Here is a 19,351-nt window from a genome sequence, read left to right on the forward strand (position 1 = left end):
TGCTGGACCCGCTGTTCCGGCCCAATCCGGAGATGCCGAACCTGGCCGCGGAGCCGCTGGAGCCGCTGCCGTACATCGTGATCATCATCGACGAGTTCGCCGACATGATGATGATCGTCGGCAAGAAGGTCGAAGAGCTGATCGCCCGCCTGGCGCAGAAGGCGCGTGCCGCCGGCGTGCACCTGGTGCTGGCCACCCAGCGCCCGTCGGTGGACGTGATCACCGGCCTGATCAAGGCCAACATCCCCACCCGCATCGCGTTCCAGGTGTCGAGCAAGATCGACTCGCGCACGATTCTCGATCAATCCGGCGCTGAAGCGCTGCTCGGCCACGGCGACATGCTCTACCTGCCGCCGGGCACCGCCACGCCCGAGCGCGTGCACGGCGCGTTCGTCGACGATCACGAGGTGCACCAGGTGGTGGGGTGGCTCAAGTCGCAGGGCGCGCCGCAATACATCGAGGGCGTGCTGGAGGAAGTGCAGGCGACCAGCGACGGCAAGTTCATCAACGACTCCGGGCTGCCGCAGGACGGCGAGGAGGGCGGCGATGCCGATACCCAGCTGTACGACAAGGCCGTGGCCATCGTCACGCAGACGCGGCGCGCCTCGATCTCCGGCGTGCAGCGCCATCTGCGCATCGGCTACAACCGGGCCGCGCGGCTGATCGAGCAGATGGAGGCCGACGGCGTGGTGAGCGGGCCGCAGCACAACGGCAACCGCGAGGTGCTGGCCCCGCCGCCGCCGAAGTGACGGTCGCGCCATCTTGCGTCGCGATTAAGCCGCCGCTCCGCACACTTTCCCGCATTGCCTCCCACGCCTTAGGTTTACCATGAAGCGTCTTGTCTCCACTGTTGTCGCGGTTGTGGCGTTCTCGCTGGCCAGCCTCGTCCACGCGGCCACCGGCCCGGGCCGGGCGCGGCTGGACGCGTTCGCGCACGACCTGCACTCGCTGACCGGCCATTTTTCGCAGAGCCTGACCGACCCCAACGGGCGCAGCGGCAAAGGCAGCGCGGGCACCCTGGCGCTGGAGGCGCCGCGGCAGTTCCGCTGGGAGACGACCACGCCGTACCGTCAGACGATCGTCGCCGACGGCAGTCGCGTGTGGCTGTACGACCCCGAGCTGGAGCAGGTCACGGTGCGCATACAGAGCACCGCCGAGTCGCACAGCCCGCTCACCGTGCTGACCGATCTGAAACAGATGGATCGCGACTTCACCGTGACCGAGCAGGGCGAGCATGACGGCTTGGCCTGGCTGCGGCTGACCTCGAAGGAAAAGGACGCGCAGTTCGACTACGCCGAACTCGGGTTCAACGACCAGGGGCTGGCACGCATGGTGTTTCGCGACCAGCTCGGCTCGACCACCGACATCCGCTTCTCGGACTGGCAGCGCAACCCGTCGATCGCTCCGGATACCTTCAACTTCGTTCCGCCAGAGGGCGCCGACGTGATCGGCGACCTGCCCGTGCTCAGCACCCGGCCGTTGCAGAACTGACCGGCCGATGCTGCGCAAGCTGCCGCCGTGGGCCTGGGTCGGCGGTGGCGTGCTGTCGTTCATTGCCGGCAGCATCAACGCCGTGGGCTTCCTCGGTTTCCGGCACCAGCCGATCACGCACCTGACCGGCACCACCACTGCGCTGGGAGTGGCGGTGGCACAGGGCGATCTGGCCGAGGCGTGGCACTGGCTGGCCGCCATCCTTTCGTTCGTCGCCGGGGCCGTCATCAGCGGGTTCATCGTGCGTCACGAGGTGCTCCGGCTCGGCCGCCGCTACGGCGTGGTGCTGGTGCTGGAATCGCTGCTGCTGCTGACAGCGGTACCGCTGCTGCACGGGCAGAGCGATCTGGGCCTGTACCTGGCCGCCATGGCCTGCGGTCTGCAGAACGCCATGGTCAGTACCTACAGCGGCGCGGTGTTCCGCACCACCCACGTCACCGGCATCTTCACCGACCTGGGCATCTATCTGGGCCAGCGGCTGCGCGGCGAGGCGCTGGATCCGCTGCGTTTGCACCTGTACTTGCTGGTGTCCGGCAGTTTCCTGGCCGGCGTGGTCGCCGGCTCGTTTGGCTACGCGCGCTGGAGCGAACGGACGCTGCTGGGGCCGGCGGTGCTCACCGGCATGGCCGGGCTGGCCTACGCGCTGTACCAGCATCACCGGCTGGTCAGCGCCCGCCGCGAGGCGGCGCAGGCGGACTGAGCCGCTCAGTCAGGGCGCCAGCACCGAACAGTTGCGCCCGCGCCGTTTCGCCTCGTACAGCGCCTCGTCGGCGCGCGTCAGCCATTGTTCGGTGGCCTCGCCGCGGCGGATCGCCGCCACCCCGATGCTGGTCGTCACGCGGATCGCATGGTCGCCGAAGCGCACTTCGGCGACGGCCAGCGCATCGCGGATGCGCTCGGCCGCCTGCTGGCCCTGCGGCGCGGTGCAGTCGGGCATGCAGATCACCAGCTCCTCGCCGCCGTAGCGGCCGACGATGTCGCCGGGGGAGCAGTGGCCGACGATGATGTCGGTGACCGTGCGGATCACCGCGTCGCCGGCCAGGTGCCCGTGGCCGTCGTTGATCAGCTTGAACCGGTCCAGGTCCAGTACCGCCAGGCACGCGTCACCGTCCTCGCTCAGCTCGCGCACGCCCTCGAGCATCTGCAGGAAGCGCCGGCGGTTGTAGACGCCGGTGAGCTCGTCGGTACCGGCAAGCTGGTCCAGGCGGGCGTTCGCGTCCTGCAGGTCCCGCGTACGCTCGTCCACCTGCTGCTGCAGACGCAGCGCCTGGCGGCGCAGGTACAGCGTGCGCAGATGGATCACCGCGGCAAGCACTGCCGCGCCCAGCAACAGCATGAGCGCACGCAGCCAGAGCGACTCGTACCAGCGCGGCTCCACCAGAACCGGCAGCGCAGCCTCGCTGCGAGAGGCGTGCATGCCGCTGGTGCTGGCGCGCAGGCGCAGCGTGTACTGCCCGTGCGGCAGGTTGGTGTACACGGCGCTGGGCGGCGTGCCGGCGGGCACCTCGGTCCAGGCGTCGTCGAAGCCTTCCAGCCGGTAGCTGTAGCGTGTTTCGCTGGCGGCGCGGTAGTCGAGCACGGCGAAACCCAGCCGCAGGCTGCGGCTGCCGCGCTGCAGCCGGATCGTCGTATCGCTGTCGGGCAGGTCGCCGAACGGCTGCGCGACACCGTCGATCCGCGCTTCGGTGACGGTGGGGGCGGGCACCGCCACGGCAGGTGCGCTGGCGCGCGGGTCGCGCACGATCGTGAGGCCGCCGAGGCCGCCGAACAGCAGTGCGCCGTCGGGCGCCCGTGCAGCGGCCACGTAGATGTAGCTGGGGATGTGCAGGCCGTCGCGCGCGCCGAGGTTGTAGACCGTGCCGGTGGCGCTGTCGACCATGGCCACGCCGGTGGACATGCTCACCCAGACGTGGCCGTACGGATCGGGCTGGACGGCATTGATCTTGTCGCTGGCCAGTCCGCTCTCGGTGCCGAACACGCGGAAGCGGTATGGCGGCTCGAGCCGGTGGTTCTCCAGCATCGCCAGCCCGCCGAAGGTCGCCAGCCACAGGCGCCCCTGCGCGTCGGCGGCGATCGAGCCGATAAAGTCCTGCGGCAACGGGGTGCGCTCGGCATCGCGATGGCTGATGTGCTCGAAGCCGGTGTCGTCCTGGGCGCTCCGCGCCACGCTCATGCCGCGCGTGGTGCCGTACCAGATGCGGTCGTCCAGCCGCGCGATCTGGCGCACCGTGTCGCTGGCCAGCGAGCCGGGATCCGTGGCGCTGTGGCTGAAATGCTCCAGCCGGCCGCTGTCGGGGTAGTAGCGGTAGACGCCGTCGTAGGTGCCGGCGAGCAGCATGTCGTCGACCTGCAGCAGGCTCAGCACCGGGTGCGCGAGCAGGCGTGGCTCGACATTGGCGGTGATCGCCAGGGTGTCCGGATCGATGCGCGCCAGCCCCTGCGTGCCTACCCAGATGGTGCCGTCCTCGGCTTCGAGCAGCGCCTGCACGTCGCGCCGACGTTGCGCTCCCTCGATCTGCAGGTGAGTCATGCGGCCGCTGCCCAGATCGATGAGATCGATCCGGCCGTTGCCCAGGCCGAGCCAGATGCGACCGCGGCGATCGACCAGCACGGCATGCACATTGCTGTCGGACAGGCCGTGCGAACGGGTCGGCGAGGGCAGCAGCGAGCACACGGTGCGGGCCAGCGGGTTGGTGTGAGCGATGCCCAGGTTGGTGGCGACCCACAGGTTGCCGGTGGCGTCGTGCAGCAGGCCGCGCACCGAATCGCCCGGCAGCGAGGAGGGCACCGCGGCATCGTGCGTGATGGAGTGCACGTCGCTGTCGCCGGCGCGGTAGGACAGCACGCCGTTGCCATCGGTGCCGATCCACTCCGTGCCGTCGCCGTTCTCGGTCAATGCACGCACCGTGGCGAAGCCGTCCTCGCGCGGCGATCCGCTGTAGCCGGGGACCGCGTGCCAGCGGCCGTCGGTGTCGCGGTAGGCCGCGCCGGCCTGACCACTGCCGATCCAGATCCGGCCGGCCGAATCCTCGTGCAGCGCCCATATCTGGTTGCGCAGCACGATCTGGGCATTGCGGTCGGCGGGCGCGCTCGCGCGCACGAACGTGTGCTGCCCTGCCGCCCGGCGGAACAGGCCGCGATCGTTGCCCAGCCACAGGGTGCCGTGGCGATCCTGCAACACGCTGAAGTTGCGGGCGGCGATCTCTCCGGAGCCGGTGTCCACCCGGGTCAGCACGTCGCTGGCGAAATCGAGGTAGTCCAGCCCCCGGTCGGAGGCCACCCATGCACCACGTTCGCCGTCGGCCGCCAGCGTGTAGATCTTGCCGTCGGCGGTGCCGCCCCGTCCGATCGCGTAGGTATGGAAGCGGTTGGTGCGGGGGTCCAGCCTTGCCAGGCCGCCGGCGTTGGTTCCCACCAGCACGCCGCCGTCGGGCAGGGCCAGCAGGGTGCGCACGTAGGCGTCCGGCAGCTCGCCGGCCGCGCCCTGTGCCTCGAACACCTGCACGCGGTAGCCGTCGAAGCGGGTCAGCCCGCCCATGGTGCCGATCCATACCAGCCCGCGCCGGTCCTGCGCGACGGCCGTGGTGACCGAGTGGGGCAAGCCGTCGGTGGTGCCCACGCGCTCGAACCACGGCGACAGGAACGGCGCCCACGGATCGTAGGACTGGGCCCGCGCTGCGCCGGCACCCAGCATGATCCCGATCACGAGCAGCGCCAGCAGGCAGTGCAGGGCGCGTTGCGTGCCTGCCTTCATGCGGTCGACATGGCCCGGCCCGGCGGCGTGCGCGGGCCCCGTGCGAAAGGCCCGCGGATTGTGGCGTCGTTACGAGCCATGGCGCTCTGAAGAGAGTGGAAAAACGCAAGGCTGACGATCGCCCCCAGCCGTCATCATAGCGGTAGCGACCGGCGCCGGGACCGGCCGGCGCTGCTGCCGCGATGCCTTATCATGGCGGCATGTCCCGTTCCCCCATGACGCCAGGCGGCGGCCTTTTCGCCGAGCCGCAGGCCCTCAAGCCGCTGGCAGAACGCATGCGGCCCCGTACCCTGGATGAAATTGTCGGCCAGCAACGCATCGTCGGTCCCGACAAGGCGCTGCGGCGTGCGCTGGAGGCAGGCAAGATCCACTCGATGGTGCTGTGGGGCCCGCCCGGTTGCGGCAAGACCACGCTGGCGTTGCTGGTGGCGCACTATGCCGACGCCGACTTCAAGGCCATCTCCGCGGTGCTCTCGGGTCTGCCGGATGTGCGCAAGGCGCTGGCCGAGGCCGAAGGCAACTTCGCCCAGGGCCGGCGCACCGTGCTGTTCGTGGACGAGGTGCATCGCTTCAACAAGGCCCAGCAGGATGCGTTCCTGCCGCACATCGAACGGGGCGCGATCATCTTCATCGGTGCCACCACCGAGAACCCCTCGTTCGAGCTGAACTCGGCGCTGCTCTCGCGCTGCCGCGTGCACGTGCTCGAGTCGCTGTCGATCGAGGACATCGTGCAGGCCCTGCGCCGCGCGCTGGCCGATCGCGAGCGGGGGCTGGGCGATCTGCAGCTGGAGGTGCCCGAAGCCTCGCTGCGGATGATCGCCCAGGCTGCCGATGGCGACGTACGCCGCGCGCTGACCCTGCTGGAGATCGCCGCCGAGCTGGCCGACGGTGGCAGCATTGGGGAGGCCACGCTGGAACAGGTGCTGGCCGACCGCACCCGCCGCTTCGACAAGAACGGCGAGCAGTTCTACGACCAGATCTCGGCGCTGCACAAATCCGTGCGCTCGTCCGATCCGGACGCGGCCGTGTACTGGCTGACCCGCATGCTCGATGGCGGAGTTGACCCGCTGTATCTGGCACGCCGGATGACCCGCATGGCGGTGGAGGACATCGGCCTGGCCGAGCCGCGCGCATGGCGCATGGCGCTGGATGCTTGGGATACCTACGAACGCCTGGGCAGCCCCGAGGGCGAGCTGGGCCTGGCGCAGCTGGCGATCTGGCTGGCCATCGCGCCCAAGAGCAACGCCGCCTACATGGCCTACAACAAGGCGCGCGCCGCGGTACGCGAGGGCGGCACGCTGGACGTGCCGATGCACCTTCGCAACGCGCCGACCAAGCTCATGAAAGGCCTGGGCTACGGCAAGAACTACCAGTACGACCACGATGCCGAGGGCGGCGTGGCGCTGGATCAGCAGTGCCTGCCCGACGAGCTCGCCGGTACCGTGTTCTATGACCCGGTCGATCGGGGACTGGAGACCCGGCTGCGCGAGAAGCTGCTGGCGCTGCGCGAGGCGCGCCGCAGGGCACGGGACGATCGCGCCGACTGACCCCTTGCTTGCCGTGACCAGGCGGCAGGCATAGCCTCCGCGAAACGAACGGGAGGGTGGCCATGCGCGTGCTCGTGGCGGGACTGATCGGCGGTCTGGTGATGTTCGTCTGGGGCGTCGCGGCCCACATGGCATTGCCGCTGGGGCAGGTCGGCATGCGCCAGCCGGTGGCGGAGAACGCCGTGCTGGCGGCGCTGCCGCAGGCGCTCGGCGAGCAGCCGGGTATTTTCCTGCTGCCCTCGATCGATCCGGATCGCGCCGGGGATCCGGAAGTTGCCAAGGCATATTCGGCCAAGAGCCTGGCCTCGCCTTTCGCCTTCATCGTCTACCAGCCGCGGGGTACCGATCTGATGGCGATGGGCCCGCAGATCGCGGGCCAGTGGCTGTCCGATACGCTCGCCGCGCTCGCCGCGCTCGCCGCGCTCGCCGCGCTCGCCGCGCTCGCCCTCGCGTTCGTGTTCTCGCTGGCGGGCGGCGGCATGCGCCGCCGGCTCGCGCTGGCCGCGGCCGTGGCGGGGTTCGGCTGGCTCAGCCTGCTGGTGCCTTACTGGAACTGGTATCGGTTTCCGCTGGATTTCACGCTCGCCGCCCTGATCGAGCAGGTGCTCGGCTGGCTGCTCGCGGGCGCCGCGATGGCATGGTGGATCGGGCGGCACGAGCGCGCGCCCGGCCGCTGAGCGCGGCTGCGCCGATGGTGGTGCATTGCGGGTGCTGCATCGCGACAGCGATAATCCGGTGTTTACGCTGATCCCGGACGTCCGCCCATGCTCGATCCCGCCCTGCTGCGCTCGCGCCTCGCCGAAACTGCCGCCGTCCTGCACGACACCCGTGGCTACACTCTCGATGTTGCCGCCGTGGAGTCGCTCGAGAGTGAGCGCAAGCGCCTGGCGACCGAGACCCAGGAGCTGCAGAACCTGCGCAACACCCGCTCCAAGGCCATTGGCCAGGCCAAGGCCAAGGGTGAGGACGTGGCGTCGCTGATGGCCGAGGTCGCCGGTATCGGCGACAAGCTCAAGGCCAACGAAACCGCGCTGGCAGAGGTGCAGGCCAAGCTGGCCGACATCGCGCTGGGTATTCCCAACATTCCTCATGAGTCCGTGCCTCGGGGCAAGGACGAGCACGACAACCGCGAGATCCTGCGCTGGGGCACCCCGCGCAGTTTCGATTTCGCCATCAAGGATCACGTCGACCTCGGTGCCCGTCACGGCTGGCTCGATGCCGACGCCGGCGCCAAACTCTCCGGCGCGCGCTTCACCGTGATGCGCGGCCAGCTGGCGCACCTGCACCGCGCGCTGGCCCAGTTCATGCTCGACCTGCAGACCGGCGAGCACGGCTACCTCGAGTGCAACGTGCCGCTGATCGTCAACGCCGACGCCATGCAGGGCACCGGCCAGTTGCCCAAGTTCGAGGAGGACCTGTTCTCCACGAACGTGGCCGAGACGAAGCGCTACCTGATTCCCACCGCCGAAGTGGCGCTCACCAATCTGGTTCGCGACTCCATCGTCGAGGCCACCGAGCTGCCGATGCGCCTCACCGCGCACTCCATGTGCTTCCGCGCCGAAGCCGGCAGCTACGGCCGCGACACCCGCGGCATGATTCGCCAGCACCAGTTCGAGAAGGTGGAGATGGTGCAGTTGGCTACGCCGGAGCAGTCGTTCGACCAGCTCGAGGAGATGGTCGGCCACGCCGAGGCGGTGCTGCAGAAGCTCGGCCTGCCTTATCGCAAGGTGCTGCTGTGCACCGGCGACATGGGCTTTTCCGCGGTGAAGACCTACGACCTCGAAGTGTGGCTGCCCAGCCAGAACACCTACCGCGAGATCTCCAGCTGCTCCAACTGCGGCGACTTCCAGGCCCGCCGCATGCAGGCGCGCTGGCGCAACCCGGCCACCGGCAAGCCCGAGCTGCTGCACACGCTCAATGGCTCCGGCCTGGCGGTGGGGCGGACGCTGGTCGCGGTGATGGAAAACGGCCAGAACGCCGACGGTTCGATCACGGTGCCCGAGGCGCTGCGCCCCTACCTGCGCGGGCTGGATCTGCTGTCGTGACCACACCGCTCGTCGCAGGCGGCAAGTGGAGCCGGGTCGAGCTGTTCGCCAGTTTCAGTGCGCTGGTGCTGCTGGCCACGGTTCTGGTGACCCGGCTGAGCTTCGCTGGCGTCTGGCAGCTGCCGACCGCCGACCTGGTGCTCAGCTGGGTTGCACTGGCGTGGGTTGGGCTGGCCGTCATGTTCGGCCTGCGCCGTCGCTGGTTGCGTTTCAGCGCGGTTGCTTTTGCCAGCGCGACGCAACTGGTGCCGATGGTGGTGCGCCAGCCCGCACTGCTGGTCCCGCTGGCAGGCGCGGTGGTGCCGGTGGCGATCCTGGTGGTGGCGCTCGCCGCGCTGTCGCGCAAGCAACGCGAGGCCCCGCCACCGCGATCCTGATACCATCGCGCCGCCGCGTCGGAGGGACCAGACCGCATCCACCGCGTCATGACGGTTCACAGCGTGCGGCGACGTTGCAACAACAAGATCTGGAGAGATGGCCGAGTGGTTTAAGGCAGCAGTCTTGAAAACTGCCGTAGGTGCAAGCCTACCGTGGGTTCGAATCCCACTCTCTCCGCCACCTTGCCGAGGCGCCCCAGGGGCGCCTCGTGCTTTTCACGGCCCGAGCCGGTAGCCGCGGGCAGCAGCACGGCCCCCGCGGTCGCGGCGACCACCGTTTTGCTATCCCGCAGATGCGGGCGGACAGGTACACTGGCGGGTGGCGGCAGGGTCCCACGCGCCGCAAACCTGGGGAGAGAACCATGGGCGCCGAAAAGGTGGTCCTGATTGTCGATGACGATCCGTCGGTGCTTGAAACCATGCGCATCCTGCTCGAAGGCAAGGGCGGATTCCGCGTCCACGGCGCGCTTGGTTCCCACAGCGCCCAGCGATTGCTTGGGCTGGTCGCGCCGGATGTACTGATTGCCGATGTGGTGCTGGCGGGCGAGACCACCGGCATCGACGTGTGCGAGGAAGCGCTGCGGATGCAGCCGGAGCTGGCGCTGGTGGTGATTTCGGCCGACTCGCGCGCGGACGCGGCGGTCATGCCCAGAGGCAGCGTCTACCTGCGCAAGCCGTTCGGCGGCGTGGAACTGCTGGGCGCCATCGATGCGGCCGTGCAGCGCGCCCGCGCCCGCAGCGCGAGCGACAGCACCATCTAGCCGCCTGCGAGCTCCGCCGCCAGCGCCACGCAAAGGGCGACGCGGGCGGCGCGCGTCAGTTGGGCGCAGTGGCGGTCACTGGCGCGCGATCCACGTACCCTGTGCCCTTTGCCGGGTGAACTGAACTTCATGTCCCTCGCCATCGTATGGCTGCGCCGCGACCTGCGGCTGGCCGACAACCCCGCACTGCACGCGGCCTGCGCCGCCCACGACCGGATCGTGCCGGTCTACATCCATGCTCCGGACGAGGAGGGCGACTGGCCGCCCGGTGCCGCCAGCCGCTGGTGGCTGCATCATTCGCTCGCGTCGCTCGCGGCGTCGCTGCACGGCCATCACGCCACGCTGCACCTGCGCGCCGGCGACAGCCTCGGCGAGCTGACCACGCTGATCCGCGCTACCGGTGCCGAGGCGGTGTACTGGAACCGCTTGTACGAGCCGGCCGTGATCGAGCGGGACAAACGGGTCAAACAGGCGCTGCGCGAACAAGGGGTGGCCGCCCACAGCTTCAACGCCGCGCTATGGCGCGAACCATGGCAGATCGCCACCAAGACCGGCGACCCGTACCGCGTGTTCACCCCGTACTGGCGCAACCTGCGCACGCAGATCGACGACGCCGACCCGTTGCCGGTGCCGCAGCCGCTGCGCGGGGCGACCGCCGATGGCGGCGTATCGATCGAGTCACTCGAGCTGCTGCCGCGGATCGGCTGGGATGCCGGCATGGCCGCGGCGTGGACGCCCGGGGAGCGTGGTGCGCAGGAATTGCTCGAGCTGTTTGCCGACGATGCGGTGAACGACTACGCCGAGGGCCGCGACATCCCCTCGCGCCACGGCACCTCGCGGCTGTCGCCGCACCTGCACTTCGGCGAAATCTCGCCACGGCAGGCGCAGGCCGGGCTGAAGGCGCTGCTGGACAGGCGCGGCGGCAAGCGGCCGGACGTGGAGCCGTTCCTGCGCGAGCTGGGGTGGCGGGAGTTCGCCCATCACCTGTTGTTCCACTTTCCGGACACGCCCACGGGCAACTTCAACGCCAAGTTCGACCGGTTTCCGTGGGCCGAAGCGGACCAGGCGCTGCTGGAGCGCTGGCAGCGCGGCCGTACCGGCATACCGCTGGTGGATGCCGGCATGCGCGAGTTGTGGCACACCGGCTGGATGCACAACCGCGTGCGCATGGTAGTGGCCAGTTTTCTCACCAAGAACCTGCGCCAGCACTGGCATCACGGCGCGCGCTGGTTCTGGGACACCCTGGTGGATGCCGACCTGGCGAACAACTCCCTGGGCTGGCAATGGGTGGCCGGCTGCGGCGCCGACGCCGCGCCTTACTTCCGCGTATTCAACCCGGTCAGCCAGTCGCACAAGTTCGACGCGAAGGGCGAGTACCTGGCGCGCTGGATTCCCGAGCTGGCGAGCGCCGCACCGGCGCTGCGCCACGAGCCGTGGAAGGATCCCTCGCTGCTGCGACGCTCGGGCTACCCGGCGCCGATGGTCGATCTGGGCGAATCGCGGGCGGCGGCGCTGCAGGCGTACCAGGCGGTGAAGGGCTGAGCGCTGCGCACTGCGGGTAATTGCCCCAACCGCCGTCACGCGGCCGGCGGATCCCGCTTGAGCAGCATGGCCAGCACCGGCGGCGTGACCATCGCGGTCAACAGCGACATCGCCACGATGATCGCGTAGACGCGCTCGTTGAACACGCCCGCGGTCAGGCCCAGTGCCGCAATCACCACGCCCACCTCGCCGCGCGGCACCATGCCGAATCCGACGATGGCGGCACTGCGCCGGCCCAGCGACAGCGCTCCGAGGAAGCCGCCGGCGAACTTGGAGATGATCGCGATGACGGTGACCACGGCCAGCATCACCAGCGCGTCCACGCTGGCCAGCTCGGACAGGTTCACCTTGGCGCCGGTCACCACGAAGAAGAACGGCGTCAGGAACGACAGCAGCGGCATCGTCTGGTGTTCCAGGTCCTCGCGCTGGCGGGTCTCGGAGGCGATCATGCCGGCCAGGAATGCGCCGATGATGGCCGCCAGCCCGAACCGGGTGGACAGCCACGCCAGCCCGAGGCAGATCGCCAGCACCAGGGTCAGCGGCGAGTGCGGGCTGATCGGCTTGTCCAGCCAGGGCGAGCCGCGGCGCATGACCTTGGTGCCGGCCCAGCCGAACACGGCGACGAAGCCGACCGCCCCGGCCAGCGTGAGCAGCAGCGACTGCAGGTTCAATTCGCCGCCGCCCTGCAACGAGGAGACCACGCCGAGCAGCAGCATCGCGAGGATGTCGTCGATCACGGCGGCGCCGAGGATCACCCGGCTTTCCACCCGCGACAGCACGCCCAGCTCCTGCAACACCCGTGCGGTGATACCCGCCGAGGTGGCGACGAAGGCCGCCGCCACGAACAGCGACTTGATCCAGTCGTAGCCTTCGCCATGGGCCCACAGTGCGCCTAGGCCGAACGGCACCACCACGCCCAGCACGCCAACCAGGAAAGCGCTCTTGCCGACTTTCTTCAGGTCGTCCAGGCGGGTCTCCAGGCCGACCGAAAACAGCAGCATCACCACGCCGATCTCGGCCATCACATCCAGCGGCGTGCCCGGCAGGATCTCCGCCGGCGTGAGCCAGCCCAGCAGCGACGGGCCCACCACGCAGCCAGCGGCGATCTCGCCGACCACGCCGGGCAGTTTCATCCGCTGCGCGACCTCCGCGCCGATCTGCGCGGCGATGAAGATGATGAACAGGGTGAGCAGGATGTCGGCGGCGTGGTGCATGCGTCGGTCGCTCTTGCGGGTCGGTCCCGCATGCTACATGGCACGCACGCGGCGCATCAGCCGTTGAACACGTGACTGGCCAGCCAAAGGTGCAGCGCGATGCTGGCGACGTAGCCCAGCGCAATCGCCCAACTCCAGCGCAGGTGGCTCATGAACGTGTAGCGTCCACGCGAGGCGCCCATCAGCGCCACGCCCGCGGCCGAACCGACCGAAAGCAGGCTGCCGCCCACGCCCGCGGTGAGCGTGATCAGCAGCCACTGGGCCTGATCCATCGGCGGATCCATTTTCAGCACCGCGAACATGATCGGGATGTTGTCCACCACCGCCGAGGCCACGCCCATGATCGCGTTGGCGATGGTGAAGCCGAGGTTGCCGTAGAGCTGGTGCGAGGCCAGCTCGAGGTACCCCAGCGCCGCAAGGCCGCCGACGCAGGCGAACACGCCGTAGAAGAACAGCAGCGTGTCCCATTCGGCGTTGGCAATGATCTTGAAGATCGAGTAGCCCTTTTCCTCGGCCCCCTGCGCCAGCGCGTAACTGCGCTCGCGCCGGTCGATGCGGGTGGCGACCATGTTGAGCAACGCCAGCCCGGTCAGCATGCCGTAGGTGGCCGGCATGCCCAGCAGCTGACGCCCGGCGACGGTGATCGCGATGGTCACGCCGAACGTCAGCACGATGCCGATGCCGCCGGCCTTGATCCGGGTGTCGCCGGTGGCGCACTCGGGTTCGCCGCGGGGCAGGGCGAACGCCATCGCGATCGCCGGCACCAGCCAGTTCACCAGCGACGGCGCGAACAGGCGGAAAAAGTCGAAGAAGCCGCTCTTGCCGGCCTGCCACACCATCAGCGTGGTGATGTCGCCAAACGCACTCCACGCACCCCCGGCGTTCGCCGCCACCACCAGGTTGATCATCGCCAGCGTGATGAAACGCTGGTTGCCGCCGCCCACGGCCAGGATCACCGCCGACATCACCAGCGCGGTGGTGAGGTTGTCCAGTACCGGCGACAGGAAGAACGCGATCAGTCCGGTGATCCAGAACAGCGCGCGGAAGCTGTAGCCGCGCCGCGTGAGCACGCCGCGCAAGGCCTCGAAGACGTTGCGCTCGCCCATGGCCGTGACGTAGGTCATCGCCACCACCAGAAAGAAGAAGATCTCCGCGTACTCGAGGAACATCGACTCGAACGCCGCCGCGGCGGGCGATTCACCACCGCCTCCGCCGCCGGTGGCCCACGCGATCAGACCCCAGATCAGGCCGGCCGCCAGCATCACCGGCTTGGACTTGGCCACGTTCAGGCGCTCTTCGAAGATCACCGCCACGTAGGCCAGCACGAACAGCACCAGCGCGCACCAGCCGATCGGGTGGCTGGCCAGGTGGAAGTTCATGTCGGCCGGTTCGGCGACAGCCGGTGCGCTGGCGAGCAGCGCAGCCACAGCAATGATCCAGCGCATCGATAAACCCTTGGCATCCACGTCTTGGCGACTCAAGCGCCGAAGCGTATCAGGCCCTCGCGGCACCCGGCACGCACAGACAGCACGGTGATGAAGTACCAGCGGTGTCGCCTGCGCGCGTCTTGCTGCCGGGTGTGGTCGGGCCGATCAGCGCGCAGCGCGAGCCGGCGCGCGTTCCTGGTTGCGGTCCGGCCGCAGCCGCAGGAACACCAGTGACGCCAGCGCTGTGGTCCCCGCCAGCAGCAGCACCGCGCCATGGAATGCGCCCACATAGGCGCGGGCGACGTGCGGGTCGTCGCCCAGGAACAGCTCCATCAGCAGCGACGCCAGCGCGATGCCAAAACTCATCGACAGGTACTGTGCGGTAGACGCCATCGACGAGGCCATCGACGCGTGACGGATGTCCAGGTCGGTGTAGACCAAGGTGTTCATGGCGGTGTACTGCAGGCCCATGAAGCTCCCGTATACGAACACCAGCACGGCGATCAGCCAGATCGGCGTGGCGTGGTCCAGCAGCGAGAACGAGGCGATCAGCAGCGCCACCATCAGGGTGTTGCCCAGCAGCAACCGGCGATAGCCCAGCCGCGCGAGCAGGCGGTTGATCACCCACTTGGCGCAGATCGAGCCCAGCGCCTGGGGCACCATCATCAGGCCGGCCATGGTCGGCGACCAGCCGCAGCCGACCTGCAGGAACAGCACCAGCAGCAGGAACATGCCGGACACGCCCAGCCGGGTGAACAGGTTGCCGCTTAGGGCCACCCATACGCTGCGCACCCGCAGCAGGGTGAGGTCCGCCACCGGGTACGTCACGCGGCGGCTGTGCCGCACGTACAGCACGGCCAGCACGGCAGCCGCAGTGGCGCATGCCGCGATCAGCCCCCACCGGTGTTGCGGCCCGCCCGCCTGTTCCGACGCCACCAGCAGCAGCGCGGAGGCGGCGGCGAACATCGCGAAGCCGCCGGCATCGAAGCGGCGGGCGTGGTCGAGCCGGTAGTCGGGCATCTCGCGCCGGTTGAGCCACAGCCCGATCAGGCCCACCGGCACGTTGATCAGGAAGATCAGGCGCCAGGTAGTGAACTCCACCAGTGCACCGCCCAGCAGCGGCCCCAGTACTGAGCCGAGCAATCCGAACGTGGCCACCGTGCTCATGGCGCGGATGTAGTCGCGCTTGTCGATCGATCGCACCAGCACGTAGCGCCCCACCGGCATCAGCGAGGCGCCGCCGATGCCCTGCAGCACCCGCGCCGCGACCAGTTGCGGCAGGCTCTGCGCGAGCCCGCACAGCAGCGAGCCGACCCCGAAGGTGGCGATGGCCGCGGCAAACACCCGCCGCGTGCCGAAGCGGTCGCACAGCCACGGACTGGCGGGAATCAGAATCGCCAGCGTCAGCACGTAGCTGGTCAGGGCGCTGCGCATGCCCAACGGTGTCACCGCGAGCGCCCCGGCCATCGCCGGGACGGCGGTATTGACGATGGTGGAGTCAAGCGCCTGCATGAAGAACGCCGCGGCCACCAGCCACAGCAGCCCGCGGTAGCGCGCCCGGGAGGAGACGGTGGCCGCATCGGCGCCTTCGGTCGGGGGCGCCGACGGCGTGGCGGGAAGGGGAGACATCGCCCGCCATGATACTTGCTGCGGCAGCTATCGCATCGGGCCGCGTTACCGCGGGTCAGTGCGCTTTCATCCCGGCACGCGTGTGCCGGGCGCGGTTCGCTAGACTTGCGTGACCCGAAACGCCGGTGACACACGCCCCATGACTTCGCCCCCGGACATCGCCGCCCGCGCCGACACGCTGCGCGCGCAGATCGAACAGGCCAATTACCAGTACCACGTGCTCGACGACCCGCGCATTCCCGACGCCGAATATGACCGGCTGATGCGCGAACTCGAGGCGCTGGAAGCCGCACACCCCGCGCTGGCGACCAGCGACTCGCCCACCCGCACCGTCGGTGCCCGGGCCCAGGGCGGTTTCGCCGAGGTCCGCCACGCGATGCCGATGCTGTCGCTGGGCAATGCGTTCGGCGAGGAGGGCGAGAGCGATCGCGAACGCTTTCGCGAGGTCGCCGAGTTCGAGCGCCGCATCGAGCAGACGCTGGACCGGCGCGGGGCCGACGGCGGCCCGGTGTTTTCGGTGGAGCCGAAGCTGGACGGGCTGGCGATCAGCCTGCGCTACGAACACGGAGTGTTCGTGCAGGGCGCCACCCGCGGCGACGGCGAAACCGGCGAGGACGTCACCGCCAACCTGCGCACCGTGCGTGCGATCCCGCTGCGGCTGCGCGGCACCGGCTGGCCCGAGGTGCTGGAGGTGCGCGGCGAGGTGATCATGCTGCGCAAGGATTTCGAGGCGTTCAACGCCCATGCCCGCGAGCACGACGAGAAGCCCTTGGCCAACCCGCGCAATGGCGCCGCGGGTTCCCTGCGCCAGCTCGACCCGGCCATCACGGCCCGGCGCAAGTTGAGTTTCTTTGCCTATGCGGTAGGCGTGGTGGAGGGCGGCGAGCTTCCGCCCACGCACTCGCAGACGCTGAAGAAGCTGCGCGACTGGGGCTTCCCTGTCTCGCCGGAGGTGTCCACGGCGCAGGGCTTCGACGGCCTGATCGCCTACTACCGGCGCATCGGCGACAAGCGCGACCGCCTGCCGTACGACATCGACGGGGTGGTCTACAAGCTGGACGACTACGAGGGCCAGCGCGCGATGGGCTTCGTCTCGCGCGCGCCGCGCTGGGCGATCGCGCACAAGTTTCCGGCGCAGGAGCAGATGACCCGGCTGCTGGACATCGAGATACAGATCGGCCGCACCGGCGCGGCGACTCCACGCGCACGCATGGAGCCGGTGCAGGTGGCCGGCGTCACGGTGACCTACGCCACGCTGCACAACGCAGACCAGATCGCCCGTCTGGACGTGCGCATCGGCGACACCGTGATCGTGCGCCGGGCCGGCGACGTGATCCCGGAGGTGGTGCGCGTGGTCGAGGAGCAGCGGCCCGCCGGCACCGTCCCGTGGCAGATGCCGGCGCGCTGTCCGATCTGCGATTCGGCGCTGGTGCGCGAGGAAGGGGCCGCGGCGTATCGCTGTTCCGGCGGATTGATCTGCCCGGCGCAGCGCAAGGAGGCGCTGATCCACTTCGCCTCGCGCCGGGCGATGGACATCGACGGGCTGGGCGAGCGCTATGTGGATGCGCTGGTCGAGTTCGACATGGTGCAGACGCCGGCGGATCTTTACCGGCTTGGCGTGGATGACTTTATCGCCATGAAGCGCCGCGCCGACGAGCGCAGCGGCACCACGCCGGAAACCGTCAGGCAGGGCAAGGTCGCCACCAAGTGGGCCGAGAACCTGGTCGAAGCGATCGATGCCAGCAAGCGCACCACGCTGGCCCGTTTCCTCTTCGCGCTCGGCATCATGCACATCGGCGAGAGCACCGCGAAGACGCTGGCGGCGTGGCTGGGGCGGCTGGAGCTGGTCCGCAGCGTGCCGGCGGCGTTGCTGCGCGTATTGCCGGACATCGGCGGCGAAGTGGCCAGCTCGATCGCCGCGTTCTTCGCCCAGCGCGGCAACCAGCAGGTGGTCGACGCGCTGCTGACGGCCGGTATCGTCTTCAGCGACGAGGGCGACCCGTCACCGAGGCTGCGCGAGAAACTCGGGCTCGGCGTGCTGCTGGACATGGCGAACGTCGGCAAGCTCGGGCCCAAGAGCACCGCGTTGCTGGCCTCCCACTACGCCGACCTGAAGGCGCTGCGGGCTGCCGGCGAAGCGCACTGGATCGTCGCCGGGGTGCCACAGGTCGCGGCCAGCAATCTCGCCGCCTACCTCGCCGACGATGCCTTGCGCGAGGAGCTGACGCAGACCGAAGCGGCCATGCGCACACTGCTCGATGCACTGCCCGCGGGCGCGCCGGCGGACGCGGCGCCCCTGGCCGGCTGCACCATCGTGCTTACCGGCACGTTGCAGTCGCTCAGTCGTGACGAGGCCAAGGACAGGCTCGAGGCGCTGGGTGCGAAGGTGTCCGGGTCGGTATCGAAGAAGACCAGCTTCGTGGTGGCCGGCGAGGCGGCCGGTTCCAAGCTGGAGAAGGCCGCCGAGCTCGGGGTGGAAGTGTGGGACGAGGCGCGCCTGCAGGCACTGCTGGCCGCGCATGGAGCGACGCCGTGACGGCGGATCGGCCGCCACCATCGCTGCGTGATCGCCTCGTGCTGCGGGCGCAGCTGTACGCGCTGATTCGCCGCTTCTTCGCCGAACGCGACGTGCTGGAGGTGGAGACGCCCGTGCTCTCCGCCGCCGGCAACACCGATCCTAATATCGAAAGCTTCCATACCCGCTTCAGCGGCCACGTCGACGCTGGCGCAGCGCAGCGCTGGCTGCGCACCTCGCCGGAATTCCCGCTCAAGCGCCTGCTCGCCGCTGGCGTGGGCGATTGCTACGAGCTGGGCCGTGTCTTCCGCAACGGCGAGGCGGGCGGTCGCCACAATCCCGAATTCACCATGCTGGAGTGGTATCGCGTCGGCTGGGACGATCGCCGCCTGACGGACGAGACGGTGGCACTGGTGCAGCGGGCGCTGGCGCTGGTCGATCGCCGCGCCGAGGTGGCCGTGACCAGCTACCGCCAGCTGTTCCTGGACGCTCTGGGCATCGATCCGCTGCGAGATCCGCTCGCCGTGCTGCAGGCACCGCTGGAGGAGTTCGGCATCGGGCCGGCCGGGCTGGAGCGCGACGACTGGCTCGATCTGCTGATGACCCATCGGCTGCAGCCGCACTTTCCGCGCGACCGCATCACGGTGGTCCGCGATTACCCGGCAAGCCAGTGCGCGCTGGCGAAAATCCGGCCCGGCATGGTGCAGGTGGCCGAGCGCTTCGAGCTGTACCTGGGCCGTCACGAGCTGGCCAACGGCTACCACGAGCTCAACGACGCCGCCGAGCAGCGCCGGCGCTTCGAGCACGACAACGCCCGCCGGCGCGCCCGCGGGCTGCCCGAGGTGCCGCTGGACACGCGCCTGCTCGACACGCTCGCGGCACTGCCCGACTGCGCCGGCGTGGCGCTGGGCATCGAGCGCCTGCTGATGTGCCTGGCCGATACCGACGCCATTGCCGACGTGCTGGCCTTCGCCTTCGCCGAAGCCTGAGTAGCCGCAGCCGCGCATGCAGGGCCGCCCGAGGGCGCGGGTATACTCGACGGCGAGGCG

15 protein-coding genes and 1 tRNA gene are annotated in these 19,351 nt (G+C 69.4%); 12 read left to right on the forward strand and 4 right to left on the reverse strand.

The window, feature by feature from the left end; translation table 11 throughout:
• From VFG40_RS14920 to VFG40_RS14930, 3 genes are all read left to right on the forward strand, one after another.
• The coding region (locus VFG40_RS14920; protein ID WP_324898885.1) for a DNA translocase FtsK at nucleotides 1–749 on the forward strand (749 nt) is incomplete at its 5' end.
• Nucleotides 750–828: 79 nt separating this feature from the next.
• Nucleotides 829–1,491, forward strand: a complete 663-nt coding sequence (gene lolA / locus VFG40_RS14925) for an outer membrane lipoprotein periplasmic chaperone LolA (protein ID WP_324898887.1) — start codon at nucleotides 829–831, stop codon at nucleotides 1,489–1,491.
• Between the two features lie 7 nt (nucleotides 1,492–1,498).
• Nucleotides 1,499–2,191 (forward strand): YoaK family protein, encoded by a 693-nt coding sequence (locus VFG40_RS14930; protein ID WP_324898889.1) that lies wholly within the window; start codon nucleotides 1,499–1,501, stop codon nucleotides 2,189–2,191.
• Between the two features lie 9 nt (nucleotides 2,192–2,200).
• On the opposite strand, the gene VFG40_RS14935 is transcribed toward VFG40_RS14930, so the two are convergent.
• The gene (locus VFG40_RS14935; RefSeq protein ID WP_324898892.1) at nucleotides 2,201–5,245 is read right to left on the reverse strand and encodes a ligand-binding sensor domain-containing diguanylate cyclase; all 3,045 of its coding nucleotides are present in this window, start codon (nucleotides 5,243–5,245) and stop codon (nucleotides 2,201–2,203) included.
• A 200-nt stretch (nucleotides 5,246–5,445) separates the two neighbouring features.
• On the opposite strand from VFG40_RS14935, the gene VFG40_RS14940 reads away from it, so the two are divergent.
• From VFG40_RS14940 to VFG40_RS14970, 7 genes are all read left to right on the forward strand, one after another.
• Nucleotides 5,446–6,792 carry a replication-associated recombination protein A gene (locus VFG40_RS14940; protein WP_324898894.1) on the forward strand — a complete coding sequence of 449 codons (1,347 nt, stop codon included), beginning with the start codon at nucleotides 5,446–5,448 and terminating at the stop codon, nucleotides 6,790–6,792.
• A 62-nt stretch (nucleotides 6,793–6,854) separates the two neighbouring features.
• Entirely contained in the window at nucleotides 6,855–7,469 is a 615-nt protein-coding gene (locus VFG40_RS14945) for a hypothetical protein (RefSeq protein WP_324898896.1), read from the forward strand.
• An 87-nt stretch (nucleotides 7,470–7,556) separates the two neighbouring features.
• The gene (gene serS / locus VFG40_RS14950) at nucleotides 7,557–8,837 is read left to right on the forward strand and encodes a serine--tRNA ligase (protein WP_324898898.1); all 1,281 of its coding nucleotides are present in this window, start codon (nucleotides 7,557–7,559) and stop codon (nucleotides 8,835–8,837) included.
• Nucleotides 8,834–9,214 (forward strand): LrgA, encoded by a 381-nt coding sequence (locus VFG40_RS14955; protein ID WP_324898900.1) that lies wholly within the window; start codon nucleotides 8,834–8,836, stop codon nucleotides 9,212–9,214. Before serS ends, VFG40_RS14955 begins: the two co-directional genes overlap by 4 nt.
• 91 nt (nucleotides 9,215–9,305) lie before the next feature.
• Nucleotides 9,306–9,395: transfer RNA gene (locus tag VFG40_RS14960), tRNA-Ser, on the forward strand.
• A 181-nt stretch (nucleotides 9,396–9,576) separates the two neighbouring features.
• Nucleotides 9,577–9,975, forward strand: coding sequence for a response regulator (locus VFG40_RS14965; RefSeq protein WP_324898902.1), 399 nt, complete (start codon nucleotides 9,577–9,579; stop codon nucleotides 9,973–9,975).
• Nucleotides 9,976–10,104: 129 nt separating this feature from the next.
• On the forward strand, nucleotides 10,105–11,517 hold the full coding sequence (locus VFG40_RS14970) for a cryptochrome/photolyase family protein (protein WP_324898905.1): 1,413 nt from the start codon (nucleotides 10,105–10,107) through the stop codon (nucleotides 11,515–11,517).
• A 35-nt stretch (nucleotides 11,518–11,552) separates the two neighbouring features.
• Here VFG40_RS14970 and VFG40_RS14975 read toward each other — a convergent pair whose 3' ends face one another.
• The 3 genes from VFG40_RS14975 to VFG40_RS14985 form a co-directional block, all read right to left on the reverse strand.
• A complete protein-coding gene (locus VFG40_RS14975; protein ID WP_324898907.1) occupies nucleotides 11,553–12,731 on the reverse strand; it encodes a cation:proton antiporter in 1,179 nt (392 codons plus the stop codon).
• A gap of 56 nt (nucleotides 12,732–12,787) precedes the next feature.
• A complete protein-coding gene (gene nhaD, locus VFG40_RS14980; protein WP_324898909.1) occupies nucleotides 12,788–14,212 on the reverse strand; it encodes a sodium:proton antiporter NhaD in 1,425 nt (474 codons plus the stop codon).
• Nucleotides 14,213–14,323: 111 nt separating this feature from the next.
• A complete protein-coding gene (locus VFG40_RS14985; protein WP_324898911.1) occupies nucleotides 14,324–15,787 on the reverse strand; it encodes an MFS transporter in 1,464 nt (487 codons plus the stop codon).
• Nucleotides 15,788–15,926: 139 nt separating this feature from the next.
• Between VFG40_RS14985 and ligA the strand changes: the two genes are divergently transcribed.
• Complete coding sequence (gene ligA / locus VFG40_RS14990; RefSeq protein ID WP_324898913.1) at nucleotides 15,927–18,323, forward strand: NAD-dependent DNA ligase LigA; 2,397 nt, start codon at nucleotides 15,927–15,929, stop codon at nucleotides 18,321–18,323.
• Nucleotides 18,320–19,291: an EF-P lysine aminoacylase EpmA gene (gene epmA, locus VFG40_RS14995; protein WP_324898915.1), complete on the forward strand. Its 972-nt coding sequence runs from the start codon at nucleotides 18,320–18,322 to the stop codon at nucleotides 19,289–19,291. The genes ligA and epmA overlap by 4 nt, the downstream gene beginning before the upstream one ends.
• Nucleotides 19,292–19,351 lie beyond the last annotated feature (60 nt).

The organism is Dyella sp., assembly GCF_035685805.1.
In the GTDB taxonomy this organism is placed as follows: Bacteria; Pseudomonadota; Gammaproteobacteria; order Xanthomonadales; family Rhodanobacteraceae; genus Dyella_A.